Raw genomic sequence first — 17,174 nt, forward strand, 5'->3', positions numbered from 1 at the left:
AGAAATTATGCTAAAATCAACTTGCCCGACTTCTACTTCAACCTTCGAAGAAATGATAAATCAACTAGATTTACTTGCAAATGAGATACATCTTATAAGATTAGCTGGAAACTTTACAAGATCAACAGTGTCTTATGATGACTTGTTTTTTAGTACTTATAAACGATGGACTGAGAAAAAAGAAGGATGGCTTTACAGCGAAGATCAAGCGCTTATTCTAAAGGCTCAAATTGCAAGCTTAACTAAAACAACTCAAAACCTTGTCAAAAATGATTCTTCTCTTGAAATTCAAGCAAAAAGAGTCTTATTACAGACCTATAAAACACTTATAAATCCAACTGAAGAAGCATATAAGCAGTTAAAAAAGATTGCTAATGAAGTACAAGGACGGCCAAATATTTGGGCTCAAACAGGTATAGTACTACTTTCTATTCTTTGCCTTATTAGCGGTATTATCCCAGGCGTTATTTATATTAAAGATATTAGTCAAAAAGAAGGCGCATGGGATCGCTATAAACGAAGTGGATTATCTGCAGAAACAAATAAGATGGCCCGAGTCATTCAACAAACTAAAGCTGCCGATAGATTATGGCAGGGTTCGTTTTTTACAGATAAAAGAGCTCAAGATAATACTTCCCCTGATTTAGATCATACTTTAGAGGTACATTTACCAATATAAATATTATCTTAACTTTTATACTGCTCAGGTAGTTAATTAAAATAAAATTAGTTAGAGCAGCACAGATAGATGTAATGCTCTAATTAAACAGACTCAAGTCTAGTGAAAAGTCAATTCATAATAACCGATGTTGTTGTGTAACATTTACTATTAGGCCTGAGCTTAATATTAAAAGTTCGTCGATTATTTCAGCAATTCAAATAATGCTTCTGAACAAAAATCTTTTACTGGCGTATAAGGCGAAAAAATAATAATAAATTAGCGTTATAACGTACAAGGTTGTTGTTTATGGCAAATAGGCGTATTGACTATTGTTAGGGCCTTGTTATTCGTCATGATGAGCTTATTTCTGAGCTTTTTTCGTACATGCTTTAGTCTGGCGCTGGTATACTTTGTATTCCTGGTTTAAAGATATCTGGCTGTTTTATTTTGGGTTCACTTTTTATTTGCTCCACTACTCTAGAAACAGGATCTAATAAATAGACTCGATTTCTTTCATCAGTAATCATAATTTTACCGTTTTGTAGAGCTAAATATTTAATGTAAACATCTTGCACATCCTCTTCCATATCAGTATAAATTGTTTTATATATTTGTACTGACCATAAAAAGGCATTTGTTTTACTATCGAATGCTTCAATGTAACCACCTGGCGATGAAGTAGGATGGTAATCTGTACCTCTCTTAGGCGACAAATACATATACTTATTAGCAAAGGCAGCATAGTAAGTCACATTATTATAAGTAAGTGGGGTCACAGGTTTAGGAGGCAATCTAAGTCCTAAAGTAAATAAGAGTAAAAAGCTAAAAATGATAACTGAGATACTTTTCTTCATCATAAACTCCTCATAAGCAGCTTTTCTGTTAACTATAGTTCACCCAATAAAAACAAACCAAATCTTTTTACTTTACTTAAGCAAATAATTTATCCGCAACTATTTTATTGCTCAAATAATATCTTATTCCATTTAGATCCCTTATTTCTTTCGCTTAATAACCTATGTTATTCTTCTTAATAAAAATTGTGGAAATCATTATGCAATTAATTGCTCGGGTGTTTGCAGTTTGGGTATTTGCTGTTTGCTTTACGCAAGCTTATGCAGGACGCTGCGGTGATTGCCAAGGCGATGATTGCCCTAAACACTGTCCCGGCCAATGCTGCGAAAAGATGGGTGGCGTTAGTTATTGCGATTCCTCTGCCGGCCGTTTGGTCTGTAAAAATGGTTATTATTCCTCTTGTTATTGTACACGCCATGCCATTATGGATTTACAAAATGTACAAGGTTGTTGTTTATGGCAAGGGGGCGTTTTGACTGTTGATGAAGGAGGCTTGGTGATTTGTAATAATGGTGGTATTTCTGAGCTTTGTTCCGCACATGGTAATGCAGGATCTAATAACTGTAATATTAATGGGACATTTAGCCCATAAATTTTCATTAAAAAAAGTATAATTGTGATTGTGACTGGACAATTTATATATCAACAATCATAATTGTGCTTTTGTTTTGAACTTATCATGACGGTACCGCTAATTGAAATTCGGCAAGTCTATAAATCTTATGGCAGTGCCTTAATCCTTAATAATATTTCACTGTCTGTTTTTGATGGAGAATTCTTAACCTTACTAGGTCCTTCAGGTTGCGGTAAAACCACTTTACTTCGCCTTATTTCTGGCTTTGAACAGCCCAGTGAGGGTGAGATTTTTATTAATGGTCAATGTGTTAATGCCTTACCACCCCAAAAACGGGATGTTCATACGGTATTTCAAAGCTATGCACTTTTCCCTCATTTATCCGTTTTTGATAATGTTGCCTTTGCTTTGCAGTGTAAAAAAATTAACCCTCAAGAAATTAGTCAACGAGTTAAAGAAGCATTACAACTCGTACAATTAGAATCATTAGCTGACCGCAATATTAAACATCTTAGTGGTGGGCAACAACAGCGAGTAGCTATTGCACGTGCTATTGTTAATCGTCCGCAAGTCTTGCTGCTCGATGAACCCTTAAGTTCACTTGACTACCGTTTACGTAAAGCAATGCAGTCCGAGTTAAAGCAATTACAGAAAAAATTAAATATGACTTTTATTTTTGTGACTCATGATCAGGAAGAAGCGCTATCGATGTCCGATAGAATCGTAGTCTTTAATCATGGTCATATTGAGCAAATAGGCACACCAAGAGCCGTTTATGAAAATCCTGCAAATTTAGAGGTAGCTAAGTTTATAGGTGAAACAAATATTTTTGATATTGAAGTTCAAAAAAGTGATCAACAGCAACTAACCACGGTTATAGAAGGCGTAGAATTAACCTGTAAAAATACAGGCAATTATCAACCAGGTGAACAACTGCATCTTGTTATTCGGCCAGAGGATATTCGTGTCTGGAGTCTATCTGAAGTAGATGATACGAATAAGATGTTGCCTGGACGAATTGTAGAAATCGTTTATAAAGGTTCAACTGTTGATTTAAAAGTTGCATTACCTTCGGGTAAACTTATTAATGCGTCTGAATTTTTTGATGAAGATGATGATAAATTAGAATACTCACCCAACGAATCTGTTTGGGTTGAGTGGCTGCCTGGTTGGGAGGTTTTACTGCCTTATGAAGGTTAAATCTGTCTCCCTTTATATACTTTATACCTGGTTAATTATCTTTAGCTTTGTTCCTCTATTACTTGTTTTAATAGCAAGCTTCTTAACCAATGATAGTACTAATTTAGTATCTCTACCTTTAACCTTTACCAATTATACGTCTTTATTGACGCCAGTTTTTGCGAAAATTTTTTTTAGGTCGATAATTATTGCGCTAGTAGCAACAGGTTGTTGTTTATTATTAGCCTATCCTTTTAGCTATTTACTTATCAAATCCAAGCATCAATCTGTACTTTTATTACTAATTATTATCCCTTTTTGGACAAGCTCTTTAATTAGGACATATTCTCTTATTGCCATTCTTAAATATAAAGGTGTTCTTAATGCCTTATTACTTAAATTTCATCTAATTCATACGCCTTTAAATTTACTTTATTCTAATTTCGCCGTGATTACCGGCTTAGTTTATAACTTATTCCCTTTTATGGTATTACCCATTTTTACCAATATGGAACGTTTTGATTTTCGCTTAATTGAAGCTGCGAAAGATTTAGGCGCAGGAAAATGGGCTATTTTCACGCGTGTATTCTTACCTAATACCGCACCCGGGATTCTTTCTGGTTGTCTACTCGTACTACTCCCGGCGATGACTTTATTTTATATACCCAATATTTTAGGGGGCGCCCGTTCTATTTTATTAGGTAATTTAATTCAAAATCAGTTTCTAGTTATAGAAAATTGGCCACAAGGCTCAGCAACTAGTGTAATTCTTACGCTTCTATTACTACTTTTATTAGCTTTTTATCGTCGAAAAAGCAGTGAGGTTATTCAATGAAAGCGCTAATTCAACGTAGTTTTTTAGTATTTGTTTTTGCTCTACTTTATATACCTATCTTTATTCTAATCCTTTATTCCGTTAACGATGCGAGATTTTCACTTCAATGGCAGGGTTTTACATGGCAATGGTATTGTGAACTTTTTCAAGATAGAGGACTTTGGTCTGCTTTTTTTAATTCTATTTTCTTAGGTTTTTGCGCTTCTTTTATTGCCACCTTATTAGGCTTGTTAGCCAGTGTTAACTTGTTTCTTTTCCGTGCTAAAAAACAAAAAACGTTCTATATTTTACTTTTATTACTTATTATTATCCCTGATCTAGTATTAGGCGTTGCTTTACTCATTTTCTTTAATGTAACTCAAATACCGCTAGGTTTTTTTAGCTTATTAATTGCTCACATTACATTTTGTCTTCCTTTTGTCATTTTAACGATTAAGTCGCGTATAAATACCTTAGATCCCAATATTTATTTTAGTGCTCTTGATTTAGGCGCAAGTCGCTATATAGCATTGTCTAAAATTTTATTACCTTTATTATGGCCTGGTGTATTAAGTGCTTTCCTCTTAAGTTTTACCCTCTCGTTTGATGACGTTATGATTAGTTATTTTGTTGCCGGTCCTGATTTTAATATTTTACCATTAGCCATTTACTCCTTAGTACGTACTGGGGTCACACCTGAGCTTAACGCGTTATGTACTATCACTTTCTTACTTTCGATGATTTTAGTTACTTTATCTTATCGGCTTTCAGGTAAAACATTATGATACGCTTGAGCTTATTATTAATCACTCTTTTTTGTTCAACTGTATATGCTAAATCAGTAGTTAATGTTTATGTTTGGGGCGGAGAAATCCCAAAAGAGGTGGTGCAACAATTTGAGAAAGAGACTGGCATTACCGTTAATTTTTCTACTTATGATAGCAACGAAACAATGTATGCTAAATTAAAAGCAAGTAGACAAGGCATTTATGATGTTATTTTGCCATCCGCTTACTTTGTGGAGCGGATGCGAAATCAGCATATGTTAGCTAAGCTTGATCATCGTCAGTTAACTAATATCACCAACCTTGATCAAAAATTTACTCAGAATGACTATGATAACGGCAATAACTACAGTATTCCTTTTATTTGGGGAAGCACCGGGATTTTTTTTAATAGTACGAACATCACTACACCGCCTTCAACATGGCGAGCTTTATGGGATAAACGTTGGCTAAATCAATTAATGATGCTTGATGATTCACGTGAAGTATTTGCCATTGCTCTACTTAGCTTAGGCTTTGACCCTAATACCAAAGACCCAAACCTTATTAAAATAGCTTATAATCAACTTGTTAAACTTGTACCTAATATTAGAATATTTGCTAGTGATAGCGTTCAAGCAATCTTAATTGATGAAGATGCTTCTTTGGGCTCTGCTTGGAATGCTGATGTTTACAAAGCATCTAAGGAAAATAATAATGTTCATTTTATCTATCCCAAAGATGGGTTTATTATTTGGGTCGATTGTCTAGCTATTCCTCAGAACGCACCACATCCACAAGCGGCACTAACGTTTATTAATTTTTTATTGAGGCCCGATATTGCTTCACAGGTGGCCTTAATTACCGGACAAGCGATTACAAATAGACAAGGTCGTACGCTTCTCCCTAGTACAATTCGCGACAATCCTGTTGTTTACCCTTCAACAGAAATATTAATGAAAGGCATTTTCCAACGTGATGTTGGTGAAGAGACACTTAATTTATACAACCAATACTGGCAACAGCTAAAGTTAGCGTTTTAGTTTGTTAAGTAGAGTAAAGCCATAGTAGGTTGAAATGGAAGTCATCTTCATTAGTCATATGTCATTCTCATTAATTCTATGTCATCCCGCGCAGGCGGGGATCCATCTATATAATTTGCATTAAGTTTAATTTTAAGATAGATTCCCGCCTGCGCTGGAGTGACAGTCATTATTTGAAATAATGTTGGTTATTTAAATAGTACTGTGGACTCGTTTATGGAATCAATCCGATATCTTGTGGTGGAGGATAAAAATCTCTCTAGGATTTACTAGATAACAAGTTAGCAGATCTTTGTATTTAGCCTAAAAAAATAAGCTATTTTTTCTTTTTTAAAGGCGCCTTATCACTTAGGGACTTTTCTGGTTCAATAAGCGTGTCTTCCTGGTTAAACTCATGCTGCTCTTCCATAATTTCCTCATCAATAGCAGTCACCTCTGGAGCCAACTCCTCTTTCTCAATTATTTCTTCAGCTAGTTGCTCTTCTTCGCTCTCTTGCTGAAAGGGATGAAAAGGCGCGCTATCATCTAAGGATTTTTTTGGCTCAATAAGCGTATCTTCAGAATTAAACTCATGTGGTTCTTCTATGATTTCCTCATCAGGAGCATTCGCCTCTGGAATTAACTTATCTTTCTCAATCATTTCCTCAGCTAATTGCTCTTGTTCTCTTTCTGGCTGTAAGTGTTGTTCGGCTGACGCAGGTAAATTTTCCTCAACGTTTTGATTTTGTTTCTGAACTTGATCGTTATGATCCGCTGGTATTTGGCCAGTTGGTAAATCTGCCACCTCTTGTACTTCTTGTTTACCGGGTGATAATGAAACGCTAGGTCTGACATCAGGATAACGTTGCTTAATACCCCGATAAAAAGTACCCTGCGCATTAAAAACAGCTAATAAAAACCCTTCTGCTCCCTCCATAAAACCACGCTGTAGAAAAAAGCAGCGAAAAAACATCCAGATTGTGCTAGACAGAATTTTCATAATTCCTGGTGGCTCATCTTTTTGAGATCTTATTTTAGCACTATAGGATGTATAGCGATTAATTTTATACAAGGCATGACTTACATCCCGAAATGAGTGGTGCATAATAGGGAGCGTTATTCTTCCAATTCTTGTTTCTGGCGGTAAAATAATCTTTTCATGCACAATATCATCACTATATTGCGCACCTTCTCGTTTAAATAAGCGTATGTGTCTTTTAGGGCTAGAAGAATAGCGTAAAGGCTTACCGTAAAAATTCATAAATATGGGAATACGATAAGCATCTGCCTCATCAGATTTTATAGCGTCTTCGATAGTAGTACGCAGATCCTCTGTAATTGACTCATCGGCATCAATGTTTAAAACCCAGTCTCCTGTTGCAAGATTGAGCACACGTTGCTTTTGAATACCATAGCCATGCCAATCCTCACTTTGATAGACATTGTCTGTGTATTCCTGCGCAATAGCAATTGTATTATCAATACTTCCTGAATCAAGTACAACAATTTCATCCGCAAAGCTTACGGATTCTAAACAGCGTTTAATATTAGCTTCTTCATTTTTACAGATAATAATCACGCTTAACATAAAGTAACCTAAAAAACCTAATTTATTAATTTACATAGAATTTTGTAATTGTAGCTAGGAGTATGAATTCAAGCAAATGCATTTAAACGTCAATTCTATTTAAGGATATAAAAAAATTCCGCCTATTTAGGCGGAATGCTTGATAGATAAGTTAGTTATATTATTAAATGACACCTTCACGATGATCATGGCTGTCAAAATGAAGCTTGCCATCTTTGACTCTAATAACAACATGGCCACCCTTCATTAATTTTCCGAACAATAATTCATCTGCTAGAGGCTTTTTAATTTGTTCTTGAATTAAGCGAGCCATTGGACGAGCACCCATGGTTCTATCGTAGCCATGTTCAATTAACCAGTCACGAGCTGCTTTATCTACTTTAAAGGTGACACCCTTATTACTGAGTTGTTCATCCAACTCCATAATAAATTTATCCACAATGAGTCCAACTGTATCCGTATCAAGGGAAGCAAAGTTAATAATTGCATCCAATCGATTTCTAAACTCCGGACTAAATTGTTTTTTAATTACCTCTAACCCATCACTGCTATTATCTTGAAATGAGAAACCAATGGAATTTCGGGTAATCTCAGCAGCACCTGCATTACTTGTCATAACTAAAATGACATGCCTAAAATCAGCTTGGCGACCATTTGTATCAGTTAACGTACCATGATCCATAATTTGGAGCAGTAAATTAAATACATCAGGATGTGCTTTTTCAATTTCATCCAATAATAAGACTGAGTGTGGATTTTTAGTCACTGCTTCGGTTAATAGTCCACCTTGATCATAGCCAACATAACCTGGAGGCGCTCCAATTAAGCGAGATACAGTATGTTTTTCCATGTACTCAGACATGTCAAACCGTAAAAGTTCAATGCCTAAAACATTAGCCAATTGACGAGTTACTTCTGTTTTACCCACGCCCGTAGGCCCTGCAAATAAAAAGCAACCAACCGGTTTTTGTTGATCTCGTAATCCAGAACGAGCCAGCTTAATAGCTGAAGCCAAGGCCGTAATAGCATTATCTTGACCATAAACTAGCAATTTCAGATCACGCTCTAAATTGCGTAATGTATCTTTATCCCTCGCAGAGACCTTTTTGAGAGGAATTCTGGCAATTTTTGCAACTACATTTTCAATTTCGTTTACATTAATAACCTTACGGCGTTTATTAGCTGTTAATAAGTTTTGATAAGCACCTGCTTCATCGACAACATCAATCGCTTTATCAGGAAGGAATCTATCATTGATATATTTAGCTGCTAATTCAGCAGCTGCTTTTAATGCAGGAATAGAGAATTTAACCCCGTGATGTTCTTCTAGTTTTTGCCTTAATCCTTTAAGGATTTCAAAAGTTTCTTCAATGGTCGGTTCACTGATATCAATTTTTTGAAAGCGACGAGCGAGCGCTCTATCTTTTTCAAAAATACCTCGATATTCCTGATAGGTTGTTGAACCTATACATTTTAATTCACCATTGGCAAGTAAAGGTTTTATTAAATTTGATGCATCCATAACGCCACCTGAAGCAGCGCCAGCGCCAATGATAGTATGAATTTCATCAATAAATAATACAGCACCATCTTGTTGACCTAACTGTTTTAATACCGCTTTTAGACGCTTTTCAAAATCACCGCGATATTTTGTACCAGCTAACAAAGCGCCTAGATCAAGTGCATAAACCACGCAATTATTAATTGATTCAGGTACTTCACCATCGACGATACGTTTAGCTAATCCTTCAGCAATCGCTGTTTTACCAACGCCTGCCTCACCAACCAATAAGGGATTATTTTTGCGGCGACGACATAGCACTTGAATGGTTCGTTGAATTTCTTCATGACGGCCAATAAGAGGATCAATTTTACCTAAGCGAGCGCGTCTATTAAGATTTAAACAATAGCTTTCAAGAGGTGATTCACTGCCTTCACCAGACATAGCGTCTTCATCCATTGCAGAATTAAGATGATCACTAGCATCATTATTATGATATTTAGATACACCATGAGAGATGTAATTAATAACATCTAAGCGAGTAATATTTTCGCGTCGTAGAAAATAGACTGCTTGGCTCTCTTGCTCGCTAAAAATAGCTGCTAAGACATTAGCGCCTGTTACTTCTGTTTTACCAGCTGATTGCACATGAAAAACAGCACGCTGCAAAACACGTTGAAATCCTAAAGTAGGTTGCGTTTCCCTATCATGCTCTCCCTCAGGAATTCGAGGCGTTGTTTCATCAATAAATTCAATTAGATCTCGCCTTAGCGCTTCAATATTTGCATCACAAGCCTGGAGAACATTGCCTGCAGCGGGATTATCAAGTAAAGACAACAGTAGATGTTCAACTGTCATAAACTCATGACGTTTTTCTTTAGCTTCCTTAAAAGCAAGATTTAAGGTGAATTCAAGTTCTTTGTTTAACATTGGCATTGCTCCTCTTCACCCACCTGCATTATTCCGGCTCCATCGTACATAACAGAGGATGCTCATGGTTTCTGGCATAATCATTTACCTGAGCAACTTTGGTCTCTGCTATATCCCTGGTATAAATACCACACACCCCTTTTCCCAAAATATGAATCTGTAACATAATTTGGGTTGCCAGTTCTTCATTTAGTCGAAAAAAACGCTTTAATACATCTACTACGAAATCCATTGGTGTATAGTCATCATTCAATAAAACTACCTTATATTTCTTCGGAACTTTGACTGCAGGGAGAACCTCTGCCTCTGCGCTTTCATTTTCAATATATTCTTCTAAATACCGGCCACTCATCTTTATTACCCTTTACTAATTTTATAGACTTTCAATGAGCATTTGGCCAGTAAAAAAATGATTTTATTACTCTAAAAAATCAAACTTTGTGACAATGTACATCACGGTGATTAGATAGAACCCATTTTGACATTCTTAAATAGGACATATATCGACTTTATATTAAATTGCTAATTTCATTTTTCTATAAAGTAATGTCATCAAAAAACGTTCTTCTTTTATCTTAAATTCAACACCAAGATACCTGGGATAATCGCCATAACTATCCCAAATTAATTAAACCTTTAGTTTGAATTTAATTAGTTTGACCTAAATGCTGAAGTTAATTTATTAAAGTTTATTAGTCATTTTAGGGAAATCAGTATAGATATGCCTATTAAACTGATCTCCCTTAGGGAATACAGTTAACTTAAATTAAGTTAATTATAGTCTCTTTTACCAAATATTATGCAAAGCCTAAAGAAAATTATTTATCCTCTTTTACCCTGATAACTTAAAAGAGACCAAATTAAGTTAGAACCTACATATTTTCAATCATTGCTTGTGCAAAGCCTGAACAGCTAACACAATTTGCATCATCCATCATACGAGCAAAATCATAAGTTACTGTTTTTGATTCAATAGTATCTGCCATAGATTGAATAATTAAATTAGCTGCCTCTACCCATCCTAAATGGCGTAACATCATTTCAGCTGATAAAATGAGCGATCCAGGATTCACTTTATCCTGTCCTGCATACCTTGGTGCTGTTCCATGGGTGGCTTCAAATACCGCAATTTCATTACTTAAATTAGCCCCTGGCGCAATACCTATGCCGCCTACTTGTGCAGCTAAAGCGTCAGAAATATAGTCACCATTTAAATTTAGAGTAGCAATAACACTATAATCTTCTGGGCGTAATAAGATTTGTTGCAGAAAAGCATCAGCTATCACATCTTTTACAATAATGGGCTTACCAGTCTTAGGATTAGTTAACTTCATCCAGGGTCCGCCTTCATACAATTCAGCACCAAACTCATCACGTGCTACTTGATAACCCCATTCCTTAAAAGCACCTTCAGTAAATTTCATGATATTACCTTTGTGCACTAAAGTGACGGAATCTCTATCGTTATCAATGGCATATTGGATAGCTGCTCTGACTAAGCGCGCTGTCCCCTGCTCTGAAACAGGCTTAATACCTATACCACAATTTTCTGGAAAACGAATTTTGGTAACGCCCATTTCATGGGTTAAAAAATTAATGACTTTGTTAGCATTCTCACTGTTTGCCTGCCATTCAATACCCGCATAGATATCTTCAGAATTTTCACGAAAGATCACCATGTCTGTTTTCCAAGGCTCTTTTAAGGGACTTGGTGTGCCAGAAAAATATTTAATAGGACGTAAGCAAGTATATAAATCAAGCTCTTGGCGAATAGCTACGTTTAATGAACGAATCCCACCACCAACAGGTGTAGTTAATGGCCCTTTAATGGCAATGACAAATTGCTTAATGGCTTGCAATGTTTCAGCTGGTAACCATTGATCGCCCCCATAAACTTGGGTCGCTTTTTCACCAGCATAAATTTCCATCCAAGCAATTTTCTTCTTATCGCCATAAGCTTTAGCAACAGCAGCATCAACAACACTACGCATTGCAGGCGTTACATCTACCCCAATACCATCACCCTCAATAAACGGAATGATGGGAAAATCAGGTACATTTAACCGTCCATTAGCACAAGTAATTGCTTGTCCTTGCTCTGGTATATGAATTTTCTCAAATGTCATCGATATCCCCTACTTTTAAAGATAAACATCATATCATGCGAAAACACTTGCCCCAAGAAAGAATAACGCCATAATTATAATTTTATATCGCGCTACCTAATAAACTTTAGACAAGGCGCAAGTGAAGCAAGGCGAAGGATTGTATATAGAAGCACTGTACTTCGCCGAGCGAGCATGCAACGCAGTATAAAGCTTAGTGAATGGCGATTAAGGTGTAGTTAACCGAATGACTAATATTTTACTTTTTAATAAACCATATGGCGTGCTTAGTCAATTTACCGGCAATTTAGGTGAAAAAACATTGGCTGAATTTATTTCTATACCCAATTTTTATGCCGCAGGACGGTTAGATAAAAATAGTGAAGGCTTACTCCTTTTAACCGATAATGGTAAACTCCAGCATAAATTAAGTCATCCTAACTATAATAAAAACAAATATTATTGGGTTCAAGTCGAGGGCAGTCCTACTGAAGAGGATTTACAACCACTAAGAGATGGTTTGAAGCTCAAAGAAGCCCATTTTTTACCAGCTGAAGTTAAGTGTATTAATGAACCAAAACTCTGGAAAAGGACACCCCCTGTTCGCTTTAGAAAATTAATTCCTACGACGTGGTTAGAAATCACACTTCGTGAAGGAAAAAACCATCAGATTCGTAAGATGACAGCTGCAATAGGCTTCCCAACCTTAAGATTGGTTCGCTACCGGATAGCTAATTGGTCTTTAGATGACTTATTACCAGGAGAATACCGCTTACTTACAATACCAAAACTGCCTTAAGTGCGATAAGCTTTAATTTTGTTACGTATCACATCATCAGCAATAAGTCGCAACCATGGCCATATTAAAATACTTATTATGGTGTTAACTAAGATTAATACTAAATTAATATGAAATCCTAAAAAGGTATCGGTTATAACCATAATAAGCTGATATAGAAAGCAGAAAAAACCTATTAAAGCCATTTGTTGGCCTATAGAAAAAAAATAAAAACGTCTAGCCTTGCTATTAGCAATCCAAGTAGTTAATGATAAAGCTAACACGTGCTCACCAATAACAGTTGATAATAATGCATCTAAAATAAGTCCAAGTATAATTACTGTGAATAAGTTAAACCGATCAGGTAAATAAAACTGTATATATAAAATAAATAGTAATATCCAAGGCGGCTTAATTCCCATTAATAAACTAGGCATAGGACAAATTGTTAGGCAAAGGGCAACAATAAATGCAATAAATAAACGCATAATGGTGAACCTTAAGAAGTCTCAATAATATTCATACGCTCATTAATCTGAGCAGTTAATTCTGCTTGTTCTTTATCTGGCCATATTAAAAGCACCAGCCGATTTCTATTTAATAAGGCGATGGGGCTTACGTCTACTTTAATAAATGCTTCACCTGGAATACTTTTAACATTCTCTACCTTACCAACTGGATACCCTTCTGGATAAAGGCGGCCTAAACCTGAGGTTACTAATAAATCGCCTTTAGCTATAGATGAAGTTCTAGGTAAATTAATTAAAGACAACTGACCAATACTATTTAAGCCTACTAAAATAGCACGCTCGCCGGTACGATTATTTCTTACTGGTACCGCACTTTTAGCATCAGAGATAAGTAAAACTGTACTTGTCATATAACCAGCGTCAATCACCTGCCCCATAACCCCTTTAGCATCTAAAACAGGCTGACCAACATAGACCCCATCGCGTTTACCTTTATTCAAAATAACGATTTGTCTAGCAATAGTGGTATCTACAGCTAAAATTTGGGCTGCCATGGCTTTCATCTTAGCTTTGGAAGAGGTTAAAAGTAACTCTCTTAATTGTGAATTTTCTTCTTTAATAACCAATAACTTTTGTAACTCTGCTTCTAGGAGTGTTTGTTGATAACGTAGTTGCATATTTTCATTAATTAACGACGTTTTTGTACTGACTAATGATTGTACCCACCCCATAATACGGACTGGGTAGTCAACGACATATTGCAAGGGCGCTACAATAAAAGAAAAAGCATGACGAACACTATTTAAGTAGTGATAATGATAGTCAGAAAACATAAGTCCAATAGATAGAACACAGGCAAACAAGAAACCTAAAAAATGATGTTTGCCACGCGAAAACAACCTATTTTTATAGTTATTCGGTTGAGAGGAAATCACCGCCACGTAAATCCATTGTTTCAAGTGCCTTACCACCACCCCGAGCGACGCAAGTTAAAGGATCTTCTGCGACTAAAACGGGTAGCCCTGTTTCTTCCATTAAAAGGGTGTCCATGTTCTTTAACAAAGCACCACCACCTGTTAGCACCATGCCACGCTCAGCAATATCTGCTGCTAATTCTGGCGGTGCTAATTCAAGCGCTGCTCTTACCGCACCTACTATACCTGAAAGTGGCTCTTGTAATGCTTCTAAGATTTCAGCACTCGTTAAAGTAAAACTACGTGGAACACCTTCAGCTAAGTTTCTTCCTCTTACCTCTATTTCAAAAAGATCACGACTCGGGAAAGCTGAGCCAATTTCATGTTTAATACGCTCTGCCGTTGTTTCACCAATTAAAGTACCGTAATTACGCCTGACATAAGAAACAATCGCATCATCAAATTTGTCTCCACCTATGCGGACAGATTGATGATAAACAATCCCACTTAAAGAAATAATTGCAACTTCGGTTGTACCACCACCAATATCAACTACCATAGAACCGCTTGCCTCTTCAACAGGCATACCTGAACCTAAAGCAGCTGCCATGGGTTCTTCAATAAGAAATACTTCTCGAGCGCCTGCACCCATTGCAGATTCTCTAATCGCACGTCTTTCTACTTGTGTTGACCCACACGGTACACACACAAGGACACGTGGGCTTGGCCTTAGAAAACGATTTTCATGTACTTTGTGAATAAAATGCTGCAGCATTTTCTCGGTAACAAAAAAGTCTGCTATCACACCATCCTTCATTGGGCGAATCGCATTGATATTGCCCGGAGTCCGGCCTAACATACGCTTTGCTTCTAAGCCAACTGCGGCGACTCGCTTTTGTCCTGACTCACTTCTCAAAGCCACAACTGAAGGTTCGTTTAAAACAATTCCTTTGTCCCTAACATAAATTAAGGTATTGGCAGTACCTAAATCAATAGATAAGTCATTGGAAAAAACACCCCTTAATTTCCTTAACATAGACTACATCACTCTCACACTTTTTTGGGAGAGTACTGTATCCTAAATTTGCCTAAAAATCGACAGCTGTTTGTGATGTTTTGTAATTATAGCCATCAAATTTATCTAATGATTAAATACAACACCTGAGGGAAAATACCAAACAAATAGATTTCTTTTAAATCTTTTAAAAAACAAGATTGTCTATAATAAATTTAAATTCATTGAAATTCAGGTAAGTTATTATGCAAGAGGTTCTTAAAACATTAGAGAATTTAAATACTAGTAATGTAATAGAGATTAGACATTTTCTTGAAAGAGCTGCTTGGCCAGGCGCTGACTATAGTAAATTTTTAGCCAACTTTCCTCAAGCTGTTGTCGACAGTGATAATAAGGCCAATCTTGCAAGAAAAGTAGCTGAACTAAAATCTACCTGGGATGCCTTTGAAGCAGAATGGAATGCAGCAGAAAAAGACCCAAACAAAGATAAGATTTATAGAGGTTTTACATCATTTAATGTGATGGGTTTTTCAAATATGGTTAAGGATATTAACTCTAAACTTAAAGCTCACCCTGAACTTAAAATCATAGTGCAGAGTAGGGAAAAGGAGATTTTAGAAATAAAAAAAATAGACACGGTAGTTAAAGGCATGGAAAGCCGAGCAAGTACCCCTAGGTTAGATACAGCAACCAAACTACATGATACACAAGTCGGTATCGAAGGATTAATTAAAGAAGCTTCTCTTTCTGGTCTATATCATTTATTAACTATTCTACAAGACAAAAATCAGTTAAAACATTTACATGCAGAAACTAAATTTTTTGGTCAAACTACTCTGCGTTCTCTCATTAATCAGATTCAGCATAAAGCGCACGAGCTTTTAGATGCACGAATCCAAGACAAAAGTATAACTGAGGATGATTTGAGAAAAGGTGAAGCAATAGCACATACTAAGGTAGGGGTAAGCTTTTTTAAATCTAAAGAAGAAACCCAAAATGCAGCTACCCATGCAGATAACTTTAGCAATTTAAAAACTCGATATCAATCTATAGTAGAGAATCCATCTCAAAAAAAATCACCTGAAGACATCCTACCGCCACATCCATAAAGTTTAGGATAAAAAAGCTATACAAAATTAGCTCATTATTAAAATATGTCTTAACAAATTAATGCTATATTCTTATTATTTAATTGAAAGCAGTTAAATATTTTATGAAACCAAAACGCTTTTAGGTCATAATAGATTTATTTGCAACGTGATATAATACTAAAGCTCTACAGGAATATTAGCTTGTATATTTAAAATTAAACTTAATGCCGTAAATTCTTTTTTATATTAAATCCTCCGAACTTTTAAAATTATTTTGTTTAGGTGGTAATAAAACCACCTATTAAACTATTTCACTGTAAAGACTCGCTCTAATTCTTCTAAGTGACTATTAATAAATTTTTGACCGAAACCAGGTACTTGTGCTAAATCATTTACCGACTTAAATTTGCCATGATTTTCACGATATTTGATAATCGCTTGAGCTCGCTTTGCACCAATACCTTTAGCAGATTTAGTTAACAATTTAAAATCAGCTGTATTTAAGTTAATTTGCTTATCGGTTATGGAAATTGCTGATGAATGATTGGTGGGAACAGCATAAGAAAAGGAAGGTAAAACAAAAAAATATGCCGCACTGACTAAATGTCTAATTTTCATTATTTTCTCCGTATTGATTGGACTATGAGATAAACTAATCTCGCTTCAGTAATGTTCCGTCACTGAAGTAGGCGAAGTATGTCAGCAATTTTAAGAATTGTCGAGTGAAAAGATATATAATTTCATGATTTATAAGTTATTTATTTTTAAATGATTATGTTGCTAAAATTATAAGCGACAGTGAAGTTATAACAATTAGCTATTACTTCATAAGAATCTGATAATTTAGTTTTAAAATGCTTAAAGCTTCGTACCTCACAGATTGTTAACTAATTCCACCATTTTCTGGATGGGG

The 17,174-nt window shown here is 35.7% G+C and carries 16 protein-coding genes and 1 pseudogene; 8 read left to right on the top strand and 9 right to left on the bottom strand.

Annotated features, from left to right (window positions below; genetic code table 11):
* Window positions 1-7 precede the first annotated feature (7 nt).
* Complete coding sequence (locus E1P04_RS12800) at window positions 8-679, top strand: hypothetical protein (RefSeq protein WP_131783295.1); 672 nt, start codon at window positions 8-10, stop codon at window positions 677-679.
* 371 nt (window positions 680-1,050) lie between these two features.
* Here the strand turns inward: E1P04_RS12800 and E1P04_RS12805 are convergent, their stop codons facing one another.
* Window positions 1,051-1,518, bottom strand: a complete 468-nt coding sequence (locus E1P04_RS12805; RefSeq protein ID WP_131783296.1) for a hypothetical protein — start codon at window positions 1,516-1,518, stop codon at window positions 1,051-1,053.
* Window positions 1,519-1,715: 197 nt separating this feature from the next.
* Here E1P04_RS12805 and E1P04_RS12810 point away from each other — a divergent pair, with 197 nt between their 5' ends.
* The 5 genes from E1P04_RS12810 to E1P04_RS12830 all read left to right on the top strand — a co-directional run bounded on the left by E1P04_RS12810 (window position 1,716) and on the right by E1P04_RS12830 (window position 5,890).
* The gene (locus E1P04_RS12810) at window positions 1,716-2,108 is read left to right on the top strand and encodes a hypothetical protein (RefSeq protein WP_242604461.1); all 393 of its coding nucleotides are present in this window, start codon (window positions 1,716-1,718) and stop codon (window positions 2,106-2,108) included.
* Between the two features lie 87 nt (window positions 2,109-2,195).
* Window positions 2,196-3,290 (top strand): spermidine/putrescine ABC transporter ATP-binding protein PotA, encoded by a 1,095-nt coding sequence (gene potA / locus E1P04_RS12815; RefSeq protein WP_131783297.1) that lies wholly within the window; start codon window positions 2,196-2,198, stop codon window positions 3,288-3,290.
* Window positions 3,280-4,104, top strand: a complete 825-nt coding sequence (locus tag E1P04_RS12820; protein ID WP_131783298.1) for an ABC transporter permease — start codon at window positions 3,280-3,282, stop codon at window positions 4,102-4,104. The genes potA and E1P04_RS12820 overlap by 11 nt, the downstream gene beginning before the upstream one ends.
* A complete protein-coding gene (locus E1P04_RS12825; protein WP_131783299.1) occupies window positions 4,101-4,868 on the top strand; it encodes an ABC transporter permease subunit in 768 nt (255 codons plus the stop codon). The genes E1P04_RS12820 and E1P04_RS12825 overlap by 4 nt, the downstream gene beginning before the upstream one ends.
* On the top strand, window positions 4,865-5,890 hold the full coding sequence (locus E1P04_RS12830; protein WP_131783300.1) for an ABC transporter substrate-binding protein: 1,026 nt from the start codon (window positions 4,865-4,867) through the stop codon (window positions 5,888-5,890). Before E1P04_RS12825 ends, E1P04_RS12830 begins: the two co-directional genes overlap by 4 nt.
* An 832-nt stretch (window positions 5,891-6,722) precedes the next feature.
* Here E1P04_RS12830 and E1P04_RS18310 read toward each other — a convergent pair.
* The 4 genes and pseudogenes from E1P04_RS18310 to icd all read right to left on the bottom strand — a co-directional run.
* A pseudogene (locus E1P04_RS18310) lies at window positions 6,723-7,457 on the bottom strand (glycosyltransferase family 2 protein); the annotation flags it as partial.
* A gap of 163 nt (window positions 7,458-7,620) precedes the next feature.
* Complete coding sequence (gene clpA / locus E1P04_RS12840; RefSeq protein WP_165482780.1) at window positions 7,621-9,888, bottom strand: ATP-dependent Clp protease ATP-binding subunit ClpA; 2,268 nt, start codon at window positions 9,886-9,888, stop codon at window positions 7,621-7,623.
* Between the two features lie 28 nt (window positions 9,889-9,916).
* A complete protein-coding gene (gene clpS, locus E1P04_RS12845) occupies window positions 9,917-10,240 on the bottom strand; it encodes an ATP-dependent Clp protease adapter ClpS (protein ID WP_131783303.1) in 324 nt (107 codons plus the stop codon).
* A gap of 520 nt (window positions 10,241-10,760) precedes the next feature.
* Window positions 10,761-12,014: an NADP-dependent isocitrate dehydrogenase gene (gene icd, locus E1P04_RS12850; RefSeq protein ID WP_131783304.1), complete on the bottom strand. Its 1,254-nt coding sequence runs from the start codon at window positions 12,012-12,014 to the stop codon at window positions 10,761-10,763.
* 226 nt (window positions 12,015-12,240) lie between these two features.
* On the opposite strand from icd, the gene E1P04_RS12855 reads away from it, so the two are divergent.
* A complete protein-coding gene (locus E1P04_RS12855; RefSeq protein ID WP_131783305.1) occupies window positions 12,241-12,792 on the top strand; it encodes a pseudouridine synthase in 552 nt (183 codons plus the stop codon).
* Here E1P04_RS12855 and mreD read toward each other — a convergent pair.
* The 3 genes from mreD to E1P04_RS12870 are packed head-to-tail and all read right to left on the bottom strand — an operon-like array spanning window position 12,789 to window position 15,191.
* On the bottom strand, window positions 12,789-13,259 hold the full coding sequence (gene mreD / locus E1P04_RS12860) for a rod shape-determining protein MreD (protein ID WP_131783306.1): 471 nt from the start codon (window positions 13,257-13,259) through the stop codon (window positions 12,789-12,791). The genes E1P04_RS12855 and mreD overlap by 4 nt on opposite strands.
* An 11-nt stretch (window positions 13,260-13,270) precedes the next feature.
* Complete coding sequence (gene mreC / locus E1P04_RS12865) at window positions 13,271-14,176, bottom strand: rod shape-determining protein MreC (protein WP_131783344.1); 906 nt, start codon at window positions 14,174-14,176, stop codon at window positions 13,271-13,273.
* A complete protein-coding gene (locus E1P04_RS12870) occupies window positions 14,154-15,191 on the bottom strand; it encodes a rod shape-determining protein (RefSeq protein WP_115302113.1) in 1,038 nt (345 codons plus the stop codon). Before E1P04_RS12870 ends, mreC begins: the two co-directional genes overlap by 23 nt.
* Before the next feature lie 224 nt (window positions 15,192-15,415).
* Here E1P04_RS12870 and E1P04_RS12875 point away from each other — a divergent pair, with 224 nt between their 5' ends.
* Window positions 15,416-16,279, top strand: a complete 864-nt coding sequence (locus tag E1P04_RS12875) for a hypothetical protein (RefSeq protein ID WP_131783307.1) — start codon at window positions 15,416-15,418, stop codon at window positions 16,277-16,279.
* A 288-nt stretch (window positions 16,280-16,567) separates the two neighbouring features.
* Here the strand turns inward: E1P04_RS12875 and E1P04_RS12880 are convergent, their stop codons facing one another.
* A complete protein-coding gene (locus E1P04_RS12880) occupies window positions 16,568-16,879 on the bottom strand; it encodes a ComEA family DNA-binding protein (RefSeq protein ID WP_131783308.1) in 312 nt (103 codons plus the stop codon).
* Window positions 16,880-17,174: the final 295 nt, after the last annotated feature.

The organism is Legionella gresilensis, from assembly GCF_900639865.1.
GTDB classification, from domain to species: Bacteria; Pseudomonadota; Gammaproteobacteria; order Legionellales; family Legionellaceae; genus Legionella_C; species Legionella_C gresilensis.

What these genes read in the sequence shown, in the direction of transcription:
- E1P04_RS12805 (WP_131783296.1), bottom strand. Translation starts at nt 1,518, where the DNA reads ATGATGAAGAAAAGTATCTCAGTTATCATTTTTAGCTTTTTACTCTTA.
- E1P04_RS12870 (WP_115302113.1), bottom strand. Translation starts at nt 15,191, where the DNA reads ATGTTAAGGAAATTAAGGGGTGTTTTTTCCAATGACTTATCTATTGAT.
- potA (WP_131783297.1), top strand. Translation starts at nt 2,196, where the DNA reads ATGACGGTACCGCTAATTGAAATTCGGCAAGTCTATAAATCTTATGGC.
- E1P04_RS12800 (WP_131783295.1), top strand. Translation starts at nt 8, where the DNA reads ATGCTAAAATCAACTTGCCCGACTTCTACTTCAACCTTCGAAGAAATG.
- E1P04_RS12830 (WP_131783300.1), top strand. Translation starts at nt 4,865, where the DNA reads ATGATACGCTTGAGCTTATTATTAATCACTCTTTTTTGTTCAACTGTA.
- clpS (WP_131783303.1), bottom strand. Translation starts at nt 10,240, where the DNA reads ATGAGTGGCCGGTATTTAGAAGAATATATTGAAAATGAAAGCGCAGAG.
- E1P04_RS12810 (WP_242604461.1), top strand. Translation starts at nt 1,716, where the DNA reads ATGCAATTAATTGCTCGGGTGTTTGCAGTTTGGGTATTTGCTGTTTGC.
- E1P04_RS12825 (WP_131783299.1), top strand. Translation starts at nt 4,101, where the DNA reads ATGAAAGCGCTAATTCAACGTAGTTTTTTAGTATTTGTTTTTGCTCTA.
- E1P04_RS12820 (WP_131783298.1), top strand. Translation starts at nt 3,280, where the DNA reads ATGAAGGTTAAATCTGTCTCCCTTTATATACTTTATACCTGGTTAATT.
- icd (WP_131783304.1), bottom strand. Translation starts at nt 12,014, where the DNA reads ATGACATTTGAGAAAATTCATATACCAGAGCAAGGACAAGCAATTACT.
- E1P04_RS12875 (WP_131783307.1), top strand. Translation starts at nt 15,416, where the DNA reads ATGCAAGAGGTTCTTAAAACATTAGAGAATTTAAATACTAGTAATGTA.
- mreD (WP_131783306.1), bottom strand. Translation starts at nt 13,259, where the DNA reads ATGCGTTTATTTATTGCATTTATTGTTGCCCTTTGCCTAACAATTTGT.
- clpA (WP_165482780.1), bottom strand. Translation starts at nt 9,888, where the DNA reads ATGTTAAACAAAGAACTTGAATTCACCTTAAATCTTGCTTTTAAGGAA.
- E1P04_RS12855 (WP_131783305.1), top strand. Translation starts at nt 12,241, where the DNA reads ATGACTAATATTTTACTTTTTAATAAACCATATGGCGTGCTTAGTCAA.
- E1P04_RS12880 (WP_131783308.1), bottom strand. Translation starts at nt 16,879, where the DNA reads ATGAAAATTAGACATTTAGTCAGTGCGGCATATTTTTTTGTTTTACCT.